The organism is Brevundimonas sp. BH3, assembly GCF_045345115.1.
GTDB lineage: Bacteria > Pseudomonadota > Alphaproteobacteria > Caulobacterales > Caulobacteraceae > Brevundimonas.
In genome coordinates this window covers 1,703,063-1,720,558 of record NZ_CP150796.1, presented here as the reverse complement: position 1 = coordinate 1,720,558, position 17,496 = coordinate 1,703,063, and the positions used below count along the sequence as shown (strand labels likewise).

Here is a 17,496-nt window from a genome sequence, read left to right as displayed (position 1 = left end):
TGTATCTAGAACAAAGATTGAACATTAGTCGAGAGGCTTATACCTCTTCTGGTGTCCAGCCTATGTCGGAACGCACAAAACGCTGGCCGTGATCCAGCAGGACACCGTTCGAATTGGCGATACCCAGTTCCAGACTTTGGGCAATCCGGCGTGCACGGACAATGAAATGGGGACCGGCGACGGGGCCGCATATCTCCATGGCCGTGGCCTCAAAAATCTCCAGCCAGCGATCGAAATGGCGGGCGTCGATGGGCAGAGGCAGGTGTTTGGGCATCGGGCGTCCCTGATAGACGCCGCTATGCAGGGCCACCGAGGACCAGAACAGTTTCATCTGCGCCAGATGGGGCCTCCACTCGCTGACCCGCTCCATAAATATCGGGCCAATCAGGGAATCCTGGCGCACGCGCTCATAGAATCCCTCGACCAGACGATCGATCATGGCCTCGTTGATGCCGGTCTCGGCTTGTACACGCGCAACAGATTTCGCACGGCGGGCTTCGGCATGCCGACGTTCATCTGGAGTTTGTATGGCAAAGTCGAGCGTAGAGCGGGTCGGTTTCATAGGATCCTAGATAGGTATGAAAAGGCGTGATCCCAACCATATGCCGGTCATCCGGTGACGGTTTGGCATGCAGTTGTTACTTTTAGCTACTTGCAAGGCGTGCCGTATGCCCCCATGTTTCACTCAGCCCACATTGTTTTAGGAGGCTTGAATATCATGATCATCGCACTGGTTACCGCAACGGTTCTGTCTGCAATGATGCTCGTGGTGTTTCATGCCAATCAACCTAAAGCCAAACGTGTCCGGGTCCGCATACGCGACCCTCGTATCGGTCGCCGCCCGTACAACTGACGGCTCCACCCTATTTGAAAATCTTGATCTGACGCTCGGTGCCGAGCGCATAGGCATTGTCGGTGCCAATGGGTCCGGCAAGTCGACTTTGCTCGACATAATTGCCCAGAAACGTATGCCTGACGATGGTCATGTATCTGTCACGGGTAAGGTTGTGCGTCTGGACCAGCAGACGGGTGCTTTTACCGACATGTCCGTCGCTACCGCATTGGGTGTTGAGGAAGAATGGGCACGGATTAACCGCATCCTTAACGGTATTGCGAGCGACGATGATCTGGATCGGGCGGACTGGGACCTGCAGGCCCGTCTGGATAAGGCGTTGCTGGCGCTTGGCCTGACAGAGCTTGATCCTGCTCGACCTATGTCGAGCCTCAGTGGTGGAGAACGCACGCGTGTCTATCTGGCGGGATTAAAGCTGGCACAGACTGACATAGTTTTACTCGACGAGCCGACCAACCATATGGACGCGCCAGGCCGCGAGGCGGTTATAGCCATTCTCCGTGACTGGGAAGGATGCCTGATTGTGGCTTCTCATGATCGGGATCTGTTGCAGCATGTGGACCGGATCGTAGAGCTGTCGCCTTTGGGGCCGCGTATATATGGCGGCAATTACGAACTGTATCGTACGATGCGGGATGCTGAACGACTGTCGGCGGATTTAGCCTTGTCACAGGCCAAGCGGGCCGTGGACAGCGCAAGACAAGAGGCACAAAACCAGCGCGAAGCTCGTGAACGGCGCGATGGGGCCGGAAAACGGGCTTCTCTGCAGGGGGGGCAGCCCAAAATCTTGCTTGGAAGGCGCAAAAGTATTGCGCAACAGAGCGCCGGACGCGAAAACACTTTGGTGGCACGCAAGATGGCGTCACTCCAGAGCGATTTGTTGCAGGCTCAAGGTGCTGTGGCGCGCACCCGAAATCCGGCTATCCGGATCAATCCTACGGGTTTGGGGTCGGGCCGCGAGATTGTACGACTGGAACAGGCCATTGTGCGACGCGGCGGGCGTACGCTGTTGGGACCAGTGGATATGCGGCTGGGCGGGCCATTTCGTCTTGCGATTACAGGTCCCAATGGTTCCGGAAAATCGACGCTGATGGCGCTTCTATCGGGACATACTGATCCTGATGAAGGTTCGGCAGAGGTTTTTGAGCTCGCTGCCATGCTGGATCAGGATGTCAGCCTTCTTGATCCACACGAGACCGTGCGTGATGCGTGGCTGCGCCTAAATCCCGAATGTACACCACAACAGGCTCAAGCCGCTTTGGCAGGCTTCCTGTTTCGTAACACGGCAGCGATGAAACGTGTCAGTGAGCTATCTGGGGGAGAACGCCTGCGTGCAGGCTTGGCCTGTGTGCTGGGAGGCGAGAAACCGGCGCGATATTTATTGCTGGATGAGCCAACCAATCATCTGGATATTCCGTCAGTGGAAGCCATTGAAACAGCATTGGCCGAATATGACGGGGCTTTGGTGGTTATCAGTCATGACCGCCGTTTTCTGGAAGCCATCGGTATAGAGCAGGTGTGTAACCTAACCCCAACTGTCCATCACACCCTTGCGTCGTGAGGGCGGGGTATTGATCTGGGTGCGCGGTTCCCGTTCGGCCTTGCCAAACAGCCAGCCCTGACCGTGAGTTACACCAAGAGAATGTAGGGTGATGGCTTCGCTCTCGGTTTCGACCATCTCCGCAACGGTCACCATTTTCAGGGAACGGCACAGCTCGACCAGATGGCTAATCATGGTGCGGTGGCGTGAATTGTCCGTCAGACCGCGTACCAGTGTGCCGTCGATTTTCACAATGTCGGCATTCAGGCCGCGCAGATAGTCAAAACTGGCCGAGCCCACTCCGAAATCGTCGATGCAGATTCTGACACCTGCATTCTTCAGGGCTGTTAGACGACGATTGGCTGAGCCGATATCAGCCAATGCTGCTGTTTCGGTCACCTCGATCAAGAGGCGGTTGCGAATATGCGGCGTATCGGCCGTCATGGCCAACAGCGAGGACACATAGGAATCGTTGGACAGCGATGCGCCGGAGACATTGACCGCGACATTCAACGCAGCATTTTCGGGTTTACCGAGACAGTTGACCGCCATTTCAGCAACAGTGCGATCAAAACTTTCGATCAAAGCAAGCTCTTCGGCCATGCGAATGGCGGGGCCGGGACTGGTTGAGCGTGGAAAGCGTGAAAGGGCTTCGTGATGGTGGACTGTGCGGGCTTTCAGGTCGACAATAGGCTGATAGTGAAGCTCGAAATCACGGTCACGCACAATATTGCGGAACCGTTCAGCATCTCTGAGCGTACGCTGCAATGCTTCCGCGAAATGCGCTTCGGGATTTTCAAGATTGTCTTCACGGAGGCAGGCCTCGATCGCGAATCGCATGGCCCGCAAAGCCGATGACGCATCGCTACCTAATGGCGAGTTGCCAGATTTTGATGATAACGGCACGCCTTTGTTCTCACCCATGGCGCGAATTTCAGCATCAATGTCGCGGCCATTCTCTGTGGTATGCACAACAGCATAACGATCATGGGTGAGGCGACCGGCAGACTGTCCGTCCAGCGAGATTGAACGCAAGGTGGCATTCAGGTCGGCATAAATTTCAGGGCGGCGTTCGCTGGGGACATTGTCCATGCCCGCCACATCGACAAAGGCGAGCGCGAGTTTCTCAACTTCACTTTCGACGCTGTCATGGAGGCGGAACCTGAGACTGGCCAGCATGTCCTGCGCCTCAGGCAGCTCATCCGAGCTTGAAATCGGGGCATTAGCGGGGCGTATCGAAGCGGTCTTGTCTATATAGGACAAGGAGCAGGACACAGCTGGCGCAAGCTCGGGGAGCCTAAAAACATGCAGCCGGGCCATGCGTTGATGGTTTCCACCGCAATCAATAGCGACGTCCAGGGGCGGGCTGCGATGTCCAGCAGGCAGAGACTGGATCAAGGCTTTAAGGTCTGCGGCCCCTTCAGGGCTGAGCCGGTCAGCTAGAGGATGGCCAACCCATTGCGCGACAGGCGCAGTAGGCACAGGTCCAGCACCCAAGGCGAAGCGTACGACACCTTGCTTGTCCAGCTCGATCAACGCATCTGCCGAAGCGAAGGCCAAGCCTAAAAGGCGTGTGGCAAGCGTCATACGGTGGAATCAAAGCCTTGGCTGGAAAACTGGGACTAAATTGAAGCTTCCGCACCTTATACGCAAGCCATTATGACCGCGCGAGTTTAATCAAGCCTTGCGGTCTAGGGCAACAGCCCGCCCGTCACCCGATGCGGCATGCCCCGATGCCATATAGCCCGTCCCCATAGCACGGTTGTTGGCGACTTCTGAGGCAATCGTACGGACCAGACCTTCGGATATGCGGCGCGCAGCCTCAATGGCTTCGGAATGTACGGCCAGCGTTTCGTCGAATGTCTCGGTGGCCTTGATGAGGGCCTGCTTTAATTCCAGAGGCGCGTTGGCGACCAGACCGGGATTGGCTTTGATACGGGCGGACTCACGACGATACTCGTTGGCCAGTTCGGCGGTTTCGGCCATGCCCTGTGCCATGTCGGCAGCCTTGTGGCTACGAACCAGTTCTAGTTCTTTGAGTAGACGCGCATCCAGTTGCTTTGTCAGACCAATCAACTTTTCAAGCTGGAGGCTCGCCATTTCGCTATCCAAATTCATACGAGGCCTTCCTGTGCCTTAAGCATATGCGACATGACTTTGTCTGCCAGGCCTACACCACCGGCCTTGGCGGTTTCTTTGGCCATGGCTTCGACCAGAAACCCGCGCCACATTTCTTCGCCCGCACCACCGCCAAACGGGGCATCGGTGCTGAGACCCTCGAACATGGGCTTGAGCATCTGGGACAGATAACTGGCCTCGAAATCCTGCGCCGTTTGGCGGATTTGCTCGACCGTATGATTTTTGGATGGTGCGCTAAAGCCGCCAAGAGGGCGAATGAGCGCGGGATTGAGTTCGGAAGCACCCATTAGATCACCTCGATTTCGGCTTGTAGAGCCCCTGCTGCCTTGATGGCTTGCAGGATGGAGATCATATCGCGCGGGCTGACGCCAAGGGCATTCAGGCCGTTGACAAGTGAGGACAGGGAGGTTTGTCCGCCGACGATTTGCATACGGCGTCCCATTTCTTCCTCTACCGTCACTGACGATTGCGGCGTCACGACCGTTTGACCATTTCCAAAAGGATTGGGCTGGCTGACCATCGGGCTCTCCTGAACCGAGACTGTCAGATTGCCTTGGGCGATGGCGACGGTAGATACACGCACGGCCTCGCCCATAACGATCACGCCATTGACCTCGTCGATAACAACCTTGGCAGGGGTGTCGACAGACACGGGCAGGTTCTCGACGCTGCTGATGAAACCCGCAACTGATTGGCCTTGAGGTGCGCGAACGGCGATGACAGTGCCATTCTCGGCATGGGCCGTTCCGGGGAAGGTCTGGTTGATAGCCTGAGCCACGCGTTGTGCGGTGGTGAAGTCGGGATTGCGAAGGGCCAGACGCAGAACGTCCATGTTTTGTAGATTAAAGCCGGTTTCCAGTTCCACGACTGCGCCGGAAGAAATCCGCCCTGCTGTGGGTACGCCGCGCGTTATTGAGGACCCCGAACCGCCCGAGGCCGAAACAGCACCGGTTTGGACCGCACCTTGGGCTACGGCATAGACCTGTCCATCGGCCCCCTGCAGGGCTGTCACCATCAATGTACCGCCCAAAAGGCTCTTGGCATCGCCCATGGCCGAGACGGTGACGTCCAGACGGGCACCCGGAACAGCGAAAGGTGGAAGTTCGGCGGTAACGATTACAGCTGCGACATTCTTGGTATTTGCTGTGGTGCCCCGGATATTGACGCCTTGGCGCTCCATCATCCCTTCGACCGATTGACGGGTGAACGGAGAGTTACGAAGAGAGTCGCCGGTGCCGTTGAGGCCGACCACCAGACCATAGCCCATCAACTGGTTTGTACGCACACCTTCAACCGACGCCACATCCTTGATGCGCGACTGGGACAGGGCGTCCGAGGGTAGAGCAGCCACGGCCAAAAAGGCTAGGGCTGCTGCCGGAGCTATAAGAGTGGTAAGAAACTTCTGCATACGACAGGCGTCCCTGTTAGGTGTTCGCAATTAACCATGCGAACTTCATGCCGAAGAAATTGATGTTTAAATTCAATGACAGTGAAAATTTGAGCGGGGATATCGCGGCAAATTGTGCCGGGGTGTTAACCAAGATTTCAGCCCTCTAGCCCAGCTTGCAGCTAGATCGGGAGTAAAGCTCATGAAGGTCAATGGTGTTGGCGGCCCCGCCGTCCCCTCTACGTCTAGACCGGCATCGAAAAGCGCCGAGGGCTTTCGTCTGCCCGGCTCCGGCGGTTCTTCGTCGGCAAGCGCAGCCAGTGCGGCCAGTTCCAGCACTGGCGTATCCGGTGTTTCTGCTCTGATGGCTTTGCAGGGGGTTGAAGACCCGATCGAGCGTCGCCGTCGTGCAATCCGTCGCGGCTCGAACCTTTTAGACAAGCTGGACGAGCTGAAACTGGCCCTTTTGGCGGGTGAAGCCGCACCGGTTAACCTGCAAGGCTTGGCGCGCGCCATGAGCGAGACACGAGAAGGTGATGAGGAAGCGGGTTTAAAAACAGTTCTCGATCAAATTGATCTTCGCGCTGCGGTTGAAATGGCAAAGGTAGAAACGCGCCGAAAAACCTAGATTTTATGTGATCTTGTCAAAGTTTTTGCTGAAATCATGCAGTCATAGCGTATTAAATGCACAGTTATCCACTGATCTGGATAGCGTTGCTATATCAATGATCGATTAGCGGCATTGCGCCGTAAGGAATCGTTCAATATAGGCGGCATTGCGCCACAGGGGGGCGCGACTAAACGAGCGTTAAGCCAATGAACGCAACCGCGACCTTGATCCGTCAAGAAACGGAGACGTACCGGCCTTCGGATGACGAACCGTTTATGAACGATAGACAGTTAGCCTATTTTAAAGGCAAGCTGTTGCAGTGGAAGGAAGATATCCTCCATGAAGCGCGTGGGACGGTAACGAACCTCAAATCGGAAACGGAAAATCATCCTGATCTGGTTGATAGGGCTTCGTCCGAAGCAGATCGTGCATTGGAGCTTCGCACCCGTGATCGTCAGCGCAAGCTGATTTCCAAGATTGACGAGGCATTGCGTCGTATCGAGGACGGGTCATACGGTTACTGTGAAGAAACGGGCGAACCTATCGGTCTGGGGCGGTTGGAAGCTCGCCCTACAGCGACGCTGTCGGTTGAGGCGCAAGAAAGGCACGAGCGTCGAGAACGCGTTCATCGCGACGACTAAGATTTCAGACGGCCGCTTCGGATTGAGGTGGCCGTTTTCTTTTTGTCGGCGGTGGCAGGGTAATAATAGACTAGATGCCTTGACTTCGCCTCATGGCGGCGCGACCAAGCCGCCTCGTTTTGAGGTCAAAGGCTGTCATGTCCGTCAAGGTCCGTTTCGCCCCGTCGCCGACGGGAAAGCTGCACGTTGGTAACGTCCGCACCGCATTGGTGAACTATCTATTCGCCAAGGGGCAGGGCGGCAAGTTCGTGCTGCGTATTGATGACACCGATCTGGTCCGCTCGACCAAGGAGTCTGAAGATAATATCGAGATCGACCTGAAATGGCTCGGTATGGATTGGGACGAGCGTTACAACCAATCCAAGCGTTTTGATCGATATGAAGCTGCGGCCGAGAAGCTGAAGGCTTCGGGGCGTCTTTACCCCTGCTATGAAACGGCGGAAGAGCTGGACCTGCGACGCAAGGTACAATTGTCGCGTGGTATGCCGCCTATTTATGACCGTGCGGCCCTAAAGCTGACGGACGAGCAAAAGGCGGCGTACGAGGCTGAAGGACGCAAGCCGCACTGGCGCTTCAAGCTGGAAGGCAAGCGCGTCGCTTGGGAAGATCTGGCCCGTGGTCACGCCGAGGTCGACACGGCCTCGATGTCGGACCCCGTCCTGATCCGCGCGGACGGCCTGTTCCTCTACACGCTGCCGTCGGTGGTCGACGATATCGACATGGAGATCACCCACATCATCCGTGGCGAGGACCACGTTACCAATACCGGTGCCCAGATCGAGATTTTCGAAGCTCTGGGTGCCAAGATGCCGGGCTTTGCGCATATGCCGCTCTTGGTGGGTGCCGATGGATCGGCCCTGTCCAAGCGCCTTGGTTCGCTGGCCATCATGGATATGCGCGCAGACGGCTATGAACCGATTGCGATCACCAGCCACCTCGGCAAGATCGGTACCTCGGACAATCTCGAAATTGCGGCATCGATGCAGGAACTGGGAGAAAGCTTCAGCTTCTCCAAGATGGGCCGTTCCCCTGCGCGTTATGACGAAGCCGATCTGGGCCGTCTGAACGCTCAGGCCTTGCAGGTCATGCCGTACGAAGTTGCCAAGCCGCGCCTTGCTGAACTGGGCGTTGATCTGGGCGAGGACTTCTGGAATGTGGTGCGTCCGAACCTGAACTTCTTCAAGGAAGTTGAAGACTTGGCTGCGATTGTGAATGGCCCGATCACGCCAGTGATCGAAGATGTGGCCTTTGCCGAATCTGCTCTGAAGCTGTTGCCCGAAGAAATCGGTGCCGATGTCTGGTCGGTCTGGACCGGCGCAGTAAAGGCCGAGACAGGTGCCAAGGGCAAGGGTCTGTTCATGCCGCTGCGTCTGGCCCTGACCGGACAGGCGCACGGGCCGGATATGGGCGCTATTGTGCCGATGATCCCGCGTGAGCGCCTTGTCGCTCGCCTTAAAGGTGAAACAGCCTGATCCGATGGATATGTAGATAAAAGAAAGGCCGCTCCATTCGGAGCGGCCTTTTTTGTAGCCGGTAGACGGTACAGATCAGTCGGCGTTGCAAACGGCCAACTCTTCGGCGGTCAGTTCGGTGCCTTTATAGGCGAAGGCCGAAACCTTGCCGATACGGGCAACAACGCGGCGGCAGGCGCGCGATGCCGGTTGGGCCGAACCGCCCGTCGCGGTGCACGAGGTGCCTTCGCAGCGCCATGCAGCGCCATCCACGATCAGACGACCGGCTGGTGCCTTGGCGGTGTCAACGAGAGTCGCGCGGGTGGCCGGCGCGTCGGCGAAAGCAGGGGCGGCCGCAAACAGTACGGCGGCGATAGCGATGGCACGCATATTAAATCTCCTGAACCAAAAACCCGGGGAGGACACGCAAAAGAAGGCCAGTTATGTGCGTTGTTTTTGGAGACTGTCAACATAAGTGAACACTGATTTGTTAACGGCGTTCACTTTGTCGCACTTTATCGGGGATCGTGGCGGACGTGGGGCGTTGATTCGGATTTCTGCATCATTTCGATCGCTTCTTCGACTGAAGTCGCAACCGTATAAGCTTCAAGGAAAGAGGCAGGCGTCATTCCCGCTTTTACGGTCTCTTCAAGCAGGGTGAACAGGCTGTCCCAGAAGCCGAGTATGTTGAGGAAAATGACTGGCTTGGCGTGCAGATCCAGACGTTTCCACGACAGCAACTCGATGACTTCTTCGAGGGTGCCGACACCGCCCGGTGCCACGACAAATACGTCGGATTCATCATACATCATCTGTTTGCGCTGGTGCATCGACTCGACAATCACCGTTTCCACCTCGTCGAAGAGGCGTTCTCGGCTGCGGAGAAAGCGCGGCATGATGCCGACCACGCGACCGCCCTCGGCATGGGCTGCACGTGCCGATGCTCCCATCAGGCCAACGCCGCCGCCGCCATAAACCAGTCGCCAGCCCGCCTGTGCCGTCTGTTGTCCGAAAGCGCGACCGGATTCGAGATAAGCAGGATCATTACCATCCGAAGAGGCACAAAACAGGCAAACCGATTGGCCTTCATAGGGCGCGACAGTGGATTTCAGTTCAGTCATGGCAACTCTGGCTGTGGGGGAAAAGGGAGACATTGTGCCCTGAAACGGGCATGGATTTATCTAGCAGAGAATCTGGAGGATGAGTGAAGATGAAACCTTGTCAGGTCGCTAAAACTTTGACCTGTGCTGCGGTTCTTTCGGTATTCGCTCTTTCGGCGTGTAAGCCTGCGGATCAAACAGCCATCGATCAAGGTATTGCGAGCACGGAATGGGTTCGGCCTCCGTCGTTGGATAATGCGATCTGGAACGGGAACGAGATCCGTCTTGCGGGTGCGGCTGAACCAAACGGGCGGGTTGTGTTGGCGGGGATGAATGGTCGCGTCTATGCGGCTAATGCCAAACCGGACGGTAGTTTTGAAATCGAGCTGAATGTTCCAGATCAGGGGTTGTACCTGAAGCCTCGTTCCCAGATCGGACAAGAGTTCATCGACGGGCACGGACTAGTCTTTCTCAAAGCGGGCGAACATCCCGTAGCGGTTACGCTGACGGATGGTGAAGCCAGCTATCGATTAGCCCATAATAGCGCACTGGAAGCCGTCGACAGCGACGGTGCCATGATGATCGTGTCGGGCCATGCGCCGACGACATCTGTGCCACGCCTGTTGGTGGATAGTCGGGCTATGCCTGTCGAATTAGATTCGAGCGGGCACTGGGCGGTTATTTTGCCTGCAGGTAAAGGTCCGTCAGTGATTAAGTTGGGTGAACGAACCTATCACTATCCCGGACTTGGGGCAGTGGAATCAGGTATCGAATTTGTTTCGGATGGCTGGCGTATCACGCGAAAAATCGGGGACAATGCTGTGCAGTCCACATGGTTGCCTGTCGATAGGTAGCTGAATGGTAATGAAATATTTACTGTTAATCTTTTGTTAACCAAAACAGATAGAACTAGGCATGTTCTCTGAATTTCGAGAGCACCCACCACCACCGAATACTTTTTACCCGGCGCTTCTGGTGCCGGGTTTTTTCTGCTCGGTATTCTGATCAATCATCAACAGAGGTTCGAACAGGTGTCGGGAAAGGTGGCTGACAACAGGAACAGCCACGCCGTCTCCGGTCAGGTGATAGGCATCATTATAGTTCTTGGGCAGGCGATAGTGATCGGGCAGACCCATCAGGCGTGCCGTCTCGCGCGGTGAGATCAAGCGTGAGCGGATACGACGACCATCCACGATCATAATGATTTGACGGCTGGAGCCGCCCGAAGGGGTTCTCAAACATCCCGCCACATCGTCAAAGCGCACTTCGGCACGTTGAACCTTGGTGCCGTCGGCCAGCCGGCGCGTGCGCTTGTAGATGCCGCCAACCATGCGCCGGCCAGAGCGTTTGGCGGCTGTGACCTTGGCGAGATTAACGTCGGACATCTTGGCCAGAAGCGCGCGGGTTTCATCCATGGAATGCCATTCCACGCCCTTGGGCCGGTCTTCGATAATGTCGACAAAATCCAGAGGCCGTCGCGGCGGGGTTGGCAGGTTCCACCACAGCATTTTGGCGCGCACATCTTCCGGCAGAGCCATGGCTGCGCGGCGCAGGGGGGCTGTGTGGAAGGGCGCAAACGGCTCGGGTGATATCAGTTCGTCACTGATGGTAATGCCGTCGGCAATACCGATCACAAACAGGCGCGGGCGGGACTGGGGCACGAACTGGTCTGCGTTGATAACCAGAGCGCCAAACCGATAGCCCGCCTCGGCAAAGGTCGTACAGATGCGAACAAAGTCGGCCCCGCCACGCGAGGTCAGCGCGCCACAGACATTCTCGACCGCAACAACCGGCGGCGCACGGCCTTCGGATTTTAGTTGCTCGATAAGGGCCCAAAACGTGTGGAAGGTGCCAGAACGCTCTCCGGCCAGTCCCTTGCCCCATCCCGCCAGCGACAGGTCCTGACAGGGGAAGCTGCCCCAGCACATGTCCGCGTGACCGGGCAAATCTCCGGATGTCAGATTACGGATATCCCCGACATTCAACTCGCCGTCTGTGCCCCAGTTGGCCTGATAGGAGAAGCCCTTTTTGGCGTCGAAATCATTGGCAAAGGTGCAGTCCCAGCCTGCACCAAGGCCCTGACGCACCATGCCGCCGCCAGCAAAAAATTCATAGAAACTGGGCATCGAGAGTTCTGTGGCGGGGAATCGGGACGCATCAGTGTGCGCCCCGACCTTACAGGCGGCAAGGCGGCTTTAGGTCGGCCAGGCACTTAGTCCACGGTGAAGATCGGCAATCAGGTCGTCTGCGTTCTCCAAGCCAATGTGAAAGCGCAAAAGTTGGCCCTCAAGCTCGACTTGGTGCAGGCGTTGTTCCAGTTGCGGCGTCTCGTATGTGACGAGGCTCTCGAAGCCACCCCACGAATAGCCCATGCCGAACAGGCTGAGGCCCGACATCAGGCGGTGTGCGTCCGCACGGCTGCCGCCCTTCATCACCACACCGAACAGCGAGGCGGCACCGTCAAAGTGGCTGTTCCAAAGATCATGGTGAGGGAAGGACGGGAGGGGCGGATATAGCACGCGCGAGACTTGCGGTTGCTGCTCCAGCCACTGCACAACTTTCATCGCTGATTGGAACTGGCTGCGATATCGCAAGGGCAGGGTGCGAATACCGCGTAAGGCCAGCCATGCGTCATCGGGCGAAACATGCCAGCCATTATCGTCAATGGTCTCGAATATCGCATCGGCCATAGCCTTGGTCGCCACCGAGATTGCGCCCATCAGGATATCGGAATGGCCGCCGACATACTTGGTTAGAGCTTGCACGCTGATGTCTATGCCGTGTTCCAGCGGGCGATAAGCCAGCCCTGCGCCCCATGTATTATCGACCATCGTGATGATGCCGCGTTCCTTGCAGGCGCGGGCCAGTGCGGCCATGTCCACCATTTCAAAAGTCAGGGATCCGGGCGCTTCGATCAGCAGCACGCGGGCCTTTTTATCGAGGCTGTCGATGATCGATTCCGCCGTTGCATCAGCAGGATGAAAACGTGTCTTGATGCCGCGCTCGAACATATGGCGGGTCAGGAAACGGCGGGTGGGGCCATAGACGGCATCGGTGCACACCACTTCATCACCGGCGCGCAGTATGGCTGTCAGCGGAACGGTCACGGCAGCCAGACCGGACGGCACGATCAGGCTATCATGCGCGCCCTCCATATCGGCCAGAATGCTGCGAAGTTGTCGCGCGGCCGAGCCACCCTCGAGGCCATAAACCGGACCATCGCGCGAACTGGTCATCTGGGCGGGATCGTCGCTGAGCATGGTCGAGGCCCGCTCGATGGGCGGATTTACGGGGCGACGTCCCTTGCCGCGCTGTGTGGCGGGGGAGATCAGTCGCGTCGAAAGGCTCTTGGGGGGTGTTGAATCGTCGCTCATGGTTATCTCGGGTTGCGGCCAAGAGCATACAGGGGTCTAAAGGGTACGGGGCGCAAGACGTGTATGGAGACTCAGGCATGGGATTGGCCGTCGGAATGCGGGTTGCCTTGGCGAGTATGGCAATCGGTTTGATCATAGCCGGTTGTCAACGCAATGCCGATGAGCGCAATGCAGCCGATACCCTGCCAGCACCTGCGACTGATCTGACAGAGATTGAATTGGCCAGTCCAACCTTGGCGCGGGTGCGCCAACGCGGCTATCTGCTATGCGGTGTGCACGAGGGGCTGGTCGGGTTTGCCTATACCGACAACAAAGGCAGCTGGCGGGGTTTCGACGTCGATTTTTGTCGTGCAACAGCGGCAGCCGTGTTGGGGAATCCTGATGCTGTTCGATTTGTTCCACTGACTTCTTCCCAACGCTTTCAATCTTTGACCGAAGGTCGTGTCGACGTTCTTTGGCGTAATACCTCGTGGACGATGAGCCGTGATTCAGGCGGTGAACTGACATTTGCAGGCATCAACTATTATGACGGCCAGGGTTTTCTGGTTCGTCGATCATTGAATCTGTCCAGTGCGACCGAGTTGAACGGTGCGCGCGTGTGTGTTCACGCCAACTCTACCAATGAACTGAACGCCGAGGACTTTTTCCGGACACGTCAGATAGAGTTCAGGCCGGTGATCCTGCCGACCGAAGAAGAAGCCCGCCAAACCTATTCGCGCGAAGGCTGTGATGCGCTGACGGGAGATGTATCGGCATTGGCTGCGGCCCGCAGTTTAATGACCGATCCTAGACAGCATGTATTGCTGCCCGAAGTGATTTCCAAGGAACCTCTTGGACCGGTCGTTCGCGCAGGAGATGAACGCTGGGCCAGTGTGGTGCGTTGGGTCTTGAATGCCCTGATCTCTGCTGAGGAACTGGAACTGACTCAAGAAAGCGTCAAGCAGATCAAGGAGGGCGAAGGCTCTGCCGATGTACAGCGCTTTATGGGTTACGAGGGTGAGTTTGGGCCGCGTCTCGGCTTGAGCCGTGACTGGGCCAGCAAGGCCGTAGCTGCCAGTGGTAACTATGGCGAGATCTTTGAACGTAACATTGGACGTCAGTCTGCGCTCGGTCTGGAGCGCGGATTGAATGCCCAGTGGAATGCACCGGAGAGTGGTTTGATCTACGGCCTACCTATCCGTTAGGGGGCCAAACCGAAGGAGAGGGGGATTTATGGATCAGGTGTCCAAACGCGGTTTGCCGCTACATGTGCTGATGCTGATCGGCTTTGTGGTTGGTCTGATCGGGGGACTGATCGTCAATGCGACGATTGGCGGCGATAACTACTGGGTCCAGCAGATCACCCAAAACATAACCGGCCCCATCGGCCAGATTTTCCTGCGCCTGCTGTTTATGCTGGTGCTACCGCTACTGTTTTCGGCCCTTGTGGTCGGAGTGGCGGAAATGGGCGACCTCAAGGTTCTGGGGCGTGCCGGTATCAAGAGCCTGTTATTCACGGTTTTCGTGTCAACCATCGCGGTCGTTATCGGTCTAGTGATGGTGAACCTGTTTCGTCCTGGGGCTGGCGTTGATCCGGCTGTGGCGGGGCAACTATTGGAACAGGGCAAGGCCGGAGCCGCCAGCATTGTCGAAAATGCCAAGGCCGGAACGACGGGTACGAATTTCTTTGTCGAACTGATCCCGAGCAATGTGTTTAAGGCAGCAGCCGACAACGACATTCTGCCGGTCATGGTTTTTGCCCTGTTGTTCGGTGTCGGCGTGGTGATGGTGCGTAACAGCGCTACCGATCACATGCTTAAGTCGCTCGAAGGTCTGTTCGAAGTGATGATGAAGCTGATCGGCCTCGTCATCAAACTGGCTCCGTATGCGATTGCCTGCCTGATGTTCAACCTGTCGGCGCTGTTCGGACTGGACTTGCTGGTGCGTCTGGCGGCGTTCGTCGGCGTAGCGGCCGGGGCCATGGCAATCCACATGTTCGTGGTTTATCCGCTGCTGGTCTGGACCATGGGCGGGATGTCGCCAATCAAGTTCTTTTCCAGTATCCGCGAGGCGATGGTGGTGTCGTTCTCCACGGCCTCGTCCAATGCGTCCTTGCCGGTATCGCTGCGTGTTGCCGAGCAGGAACTGGGCTTGCCACGCAAGATTGCCCGCTTTGTCCTGACGGTCGGTGCGACGGCAAACCAGAACGGTACGGCTTTGTTCGAAGGGGTGACGGTGCTGTTCCTCGCCCAGTTCTTCGGTGTTGATCTGACACTGACCCAACAGTTCGTCGTGATGCTGATCTGTATTCTGGGTGGCGTGGGGACGGCGGGCGTGCCGGGTGGCTCTTTGCCGGTGGTGGCGATGATCCTCGGCATTGTCGGTGTGCCGGTCGAAGGGATCGGCCTGATCCTTGGTGTCGATCGCTTCCTTGATATGTGCCGGACCACGCTGAACGTCACGGGGGATCTGGTCGTCGCAACGGTGGTGTCGCGCGGCGAGGAAGATACCGGCTTTGATGAAGGGGATGTCAGGTCATCGGTTGGTTGAGTATCAGGGCTGGATGGGGGTGTCGGTACGGCTCCCCCATTCACTCCACGAGCCGTCATAAAGCCGCGAGGACTTGCCCAGCAGGGTCAGGCCCAGCGTCAGAATGGCAGCCGTAACGCCCGAACCACATGTGGTGATAACGGGGCGATTCATATCCAGTCCTACTGATCGGAAAGCGGCCTCCAATTCGGGGCCGTTTTTTATTGTGCCGTCGGGATTGAGAAGCTGTCCGAACGGCAGGTTCAAGGCACCGGGCATGTGGCCGCTTCGGACACCGGCGCGAGGTTCGGGCATGGTTCCGTTAAAGCGGGCGCTGCCACGCGCATCAATAATCTGGGTCTGGCTATCTAGCGCGATTTTGACGTCATCCAGAGAGGACACAAGGTCCGCATTGAATACGGCATCAAAGACCACGGCGTCGGGTGTTCTGGCAGGGCCGGATACGGTTGGACGTCCCTCGGCCTTCCACTTGGGCAATCCGCCATCCAGTATGCGGACATCAGTGGCCCCATACAGCTTGAACATCCACCAGAGCCGCGCCGCCGAAAACAGGCCCTGCGCGTCATACACGACGATGGTGTCATTGCGGCTGATACCTGCCTTGCCAACAACCAAGGCAAAATTGTCGGGCGAGGGCAGGGTGTGGGGCAAAGGGGAATCGGGTGCCGATATCTGTTCCAGATCGAGGAATATCGCGCCGTCGATATGTTCGGCCCTATAATCGGCATAGGCATCGCGGCCATCCAGCCACCAACTGCCATCCACCAGTTTCAGCGCGCCGCCATCCAGAAGCGCAGCCAGTTCATCCGTAGAAATCATGGGGGAGGCAGGGTTTGTCATGCGTTCTTTCTATCACATCTAGGGATTAAACGCAGGGTGTGGTCAGGCCGGATAGTGGCATGGTATCTTGCGCTTAACCACATCAGACGCCACCTGATGTTTCAGAATCAGGGTGTTGATTTACGCCCGCCCCCCAGTTGAAAGCCTTGCTGTGACCCTTCCTAACGCCGTCATCGAACTCTCCCAAGGTCTGGCCAAGCCGGTCATCATCGGCGGTGGTAACCGGATCGCTTTCATCGCTGGCCCGTGCCAGATGGAAAGCCGCCAGCATGCGCTGGAAACCGCGCACCAGCTGAAGGAAATCGGTGATCGCCTGAACGTCGGCATCATCTACAAAACCAGCTTCGACAAGGCGAACCGCACCAGCGCCAATGCCGCACGCGGTATCGGCCTGAAAGACGCAATGCCGATCTTTGCGGAAGTGCGTGAAACCTATGGCTTGCCGACCCTTACGGACGTTCACTCCGAGGCCCAGTGCGGTCCGGTGGGCGAAGTCGTGGACGTGTTGCAGATTCCGGCCTTCCTGTGCCGCCAGACGGACCTGCTGCTGGCCGCAGCAGCCACTGGCAAGGCCATCAACGTCAAAAAGGGCCAGTTCCTCGCGCCTTGGGACATGAAGAATGTCATCGCCAAGATCACTGGCGCGGGCAATCTGAATGTTATGGCTTGCGAGCGTGGCGCTTCGTTCGGCTACAACACCCTCGTCAGCGACATGCGCGCCCTGCCGGAACTGCGCGCTATCGGTTGCCCTGTCGTGTTCGACGCGACCCACAGCGTGCAACAGCCGGGTGGTCAAGGCACGTCTTCGGGCGGTCAACGCCAGTTCGTGCCGGTTCTGGGCCGTGCTGCTGTGGCGGTCGGTGTGGATGCGGTCTTCATGGAAACCCACCAAGACCCCGACAATGCGCCGTCGGACGGTCCGAACATGGTTCCGCTGGACAAGTTCGAGGTTCTGGCTGCCGAACTGATCGCTTTCGATGATCTGGCGATCAAGATTGGTGCAAAGGGACCTGTGGCCTGATCGGCCTGAAT

At 57.3% G+C, this 17,496-nt stretch carries 18 protein-coding genes; 8 read left to right on the top strand and 10 right to left on the bottom strand.

Annotated features, from left to right (window positions below; translation table 11 throughout):
- Positions 1-37 precede the first annotated feature (37 nt).
- Positions 38-562 (bottom strand): group III truncated hemoglobin, encoded by a 525-nt coding sequence (locus WEU32_RS08365; protein ID WP_406851583.1) that lies wholly within the window; start codon positions 560-562, stop codon positions 38-40.
- A gap of 238 nt (positions 563-800) precedes the next feature.
- Here WEU32_RS08365 and WEU32_RS08360 point away from each other — a divergent pair, with 238 nt between their 5' ends.
- Entirely contained in the window at positions 801-2,414 is a 1,614-nt protein-coding gene (locus WEU32_RS08360; RefSeq protein WP_406851582.1) for an ABC-F family ATP-binding cassette domain-containing protein, read from the top strand.
- Here the strand turns inward: WEU32_RS08360 and WEU32_RS08355 are convergent.
- From WEU32_RS08355 to WEU32_RS08340, 4 genes are all read right to left on the bottom strand, one after another.
- Positions 2,379-3,572, bottom strand: coding sequence for an EAL domain-containing protein (locus tag WEU32_RS08355; protein ID WP_312137042.1), 1,194 nt, complete (start codon positions 3,570-3,572; stop codon positions 2,379-2,381). The two genes, WEU32_RS08360 and WEU32_RS08355, sit on opposite strands and share 36 nt — an antisense overlap.
- A 498-nt stretch (positions 3,573-4,070) precedes the next feature.
- On the bottom strand, positions 4,071-4,511 hold the full coding sequence (locus WEU32_RS08350) for a flagellar basal-body protein FlbY (RefSeq protein ID WP_312137044.1): 441 nt from the start codon (positions 4,509-4,511) through the stop codon (positions 4,071-4,073).
- On the bottom strand, positions 4,508-4,819 hold the full coding sequence (locus WEU32_RS08345; RefSeq protein ID WP_406851581.1) for a rod-binding protein: 312 nt from the start codon (positions 4,817-4,819) through the stop codon (positions 4,508-4,510). Before WEU32_RS08345 ends, WEU32_RS08350 begins: the two co-directional genes overlap by 4 nt.
- Positions 4,819-5,940 (bottom strand): flagellar basal body P-ring protein FlgI, encoded by a 1,122-nt coding sequence (locus WEU32_RS08340; protein WP_312137048.1) that lies wholly within the window; start codon positions 5,938-5,940, stop codon positions 4,819-4,821. The genes WEU32_RS08345 and WEU32_RS08340 overlap by 1 nt, the downstream gene beginning before the upstream one ends.
- 181 nt (positions 5,941-6,121) lie before the next feature.
- On the opposite strand from WEU32_RS08340, the gene WEU32_RS08335 reads away from it, so the two are divergent.
- The 3 genes from WEU32_RS08335 (at position 6,122) to gltX (ending at position 8,642) form a co-directional block, all read left to right on the top strand.
- The gene (locus tag WEU32_RS08335) at positions 6,122-6,547 is read left to right on the top strand and encodes a flagellar assembly protein FliX (protein WP_406851580.1); all 426 of its coding nucleotides are present in this window, start codon (positions 6,122-6,124) and stop codon (positions 6,545-6,547) included.
- A 188-nt stretch (positions 6,548-6,735) separates the two neighbouring features.
- Positions 6,736-7,170, top strand: coding sequence for an RNA polymerase-binding protein DksA (dksA, locus tag WEU32_RS08330; RefSeq protein ID WP_312137051.1), 435 nt, complete (start codon positions 6,736-6,738; stop codon positions 7,168-7,170).
- A 137-nt stretch (positions 7,171-7,307) separates the two neighbouring features.
- Positions 7,308-8,642: a glutamate--tRNA ligase gene (gene gltX / locus WEU32_RS08325; RefSeq protein WP_406851579.1), complete on the top strand. Its 1,335-nt coding sequence runs from the start codon at positions 7,308-7,310 to the stop codon at positions 8,640-8,642.
- 75 nt (positions 8,643-8,717) lie between these two features.
- On the opposite strand, the gene WEU32_RS08320 is transcribed toward gltX, so the two are convergent.
- Together WEU32_RS08320 and WEU32_RS08315 are read right to left on the bottom strand one after the other, a co-directional pair.
- Positions 8,718-9,011, bottom strand: coding sequence for a CC_3452 family protein (locus tag WEU32_RS08320; protein ID WP_406851578.1), 294 nt, complete (start codon positions 9,009-9,011; stop codon positions 8,718-8,720).
- A 125-nt stretch (positions 9,012-9,136) separates the two neighbouring features.
- Positions 9,137-9,742 (bottom strand): TIGR00730 family Rossman fold protein, encoded by a 606-nt coding sequence (locus tag WEU32_RS08315; protein ID WP_312137057.1) that lies wholly within the window; start codon positions 9,740-9,742, stop codon positions 9,137-9,139.
- 83 nt (positions 9,743-9,825) lie between these two features.
- On the opposite strand from WEU32_RS08315, the gene WEU32_RS08310 reads away from it, so the two are divergent.
- Positions 9,826-10,575 carry a hypothetical protein gene (locus tag WEU32_RS08310; RefSeq protein ID WP_406851577.1) on the top strand — a complete coding sequence of 250 codons (750 nt, stop codon included), beginning with the start codon at positions 9,826-9,828 and terminating at the stop codon, positions 10,573-10,575.
- A 105-nt stretch (positions 10,576-10,680) separates the two neighbouring features.
- Here WEU32_RS08310 and WEU32_RS08305 read toward each other — a convergent pair whose 3' ends face one another.
- Together WEU32_RS08305 and metC are read right to left on the bottom strand one after the other, a co-directional pair.
- Positions 10,681-11,847, bottom strand: coding sequence for a DNA cytosine methyltransferase (locus tag WEU32_RS08305; RefSeq protein WP_406851576.1), 1,167 nt, complete (start codon positions 11,845-11,847; stop codon positions 10,681-10,683).
- Positions 11,848-11,916: 69 nt separating this feature from the next.
- Positions 11,917-13,095 (bottom strand): cystathionine beta-lyase, encoded by a 1,179-nt coding sequence (metC, locus tag WEU32_RS08300; protein WP_406851575.1) that lies wholly within the window; start codon positions 13,093-13,095, stop codon positions 11,917-11,919.
- A 77-nt stretch (positions 13,096-13,172) separates the two neighbouring features.
- On the opposite strand from metC, the gene WEU32_RS08295 reads away from it, so the two are divergent.
- Both WEU32_RS08295 and WEU32_RS08290 read left to right on the top strand, forming a co-directional pair.
- Complete coding sequence (locus tag WEU32_RS08295; RefSeq protein WP_312137063.1) at positions 13,173-14,279, top strand: amino acid ABC transporter substrate-binding protein; 1,107 nt, start codon at positions 13,173-13,175, stop codon at positions 14,277-14,279.
- Positions 14,280-14,307: 28 nt separating this feature from the next.
- A complete protein-coding gene (locus WEU32_RS08290; RefSeq protein ID WP_406851574.1) occupies positions 14,308-15,624 on the top strand; it encodes a dicarboxylate/amino acid:cation symporter in 1,317 nt (438 codons plus the stop codon).
- Positions 15,625-15,627: 3 nt separating this feature from the next.
- Here WEU32_RS08290 and sseA read toward each other — a convergent pair whose 3' ends face one another.
- The gene (gene sseA / locus WEU32_RS08285; protein WP_406851573.1) at positions 15,628-16,464 is read right to left on the bottom strand and encodes a 3-mercaptopyruvate sulfurtransferase; all 837 of its coding nucleotides are present in this window, start codon (positions 16,462-16,464) and stop codon (positions 15,628-15,630) included.
- Between the two features lie 151 nt (positions 16,465-16,615).
- Between sseA and kdsA the strand changes: the two genes are divergently transcribed.
- Positions 16,616-17,485: a 3-deoxy-8-phosphooctulonate synthase gene (gene kdsA / locus WEU32_RS08280; protein WP_406851572.1), complete on the top strand. Its 870-nt coding sequence runs from the start codon at positions 16,616-16,618 to the stop codon at positions 17,483-17,485.
- Positions 17,486-17,496 lie beyond the last annotated feature (11 nt).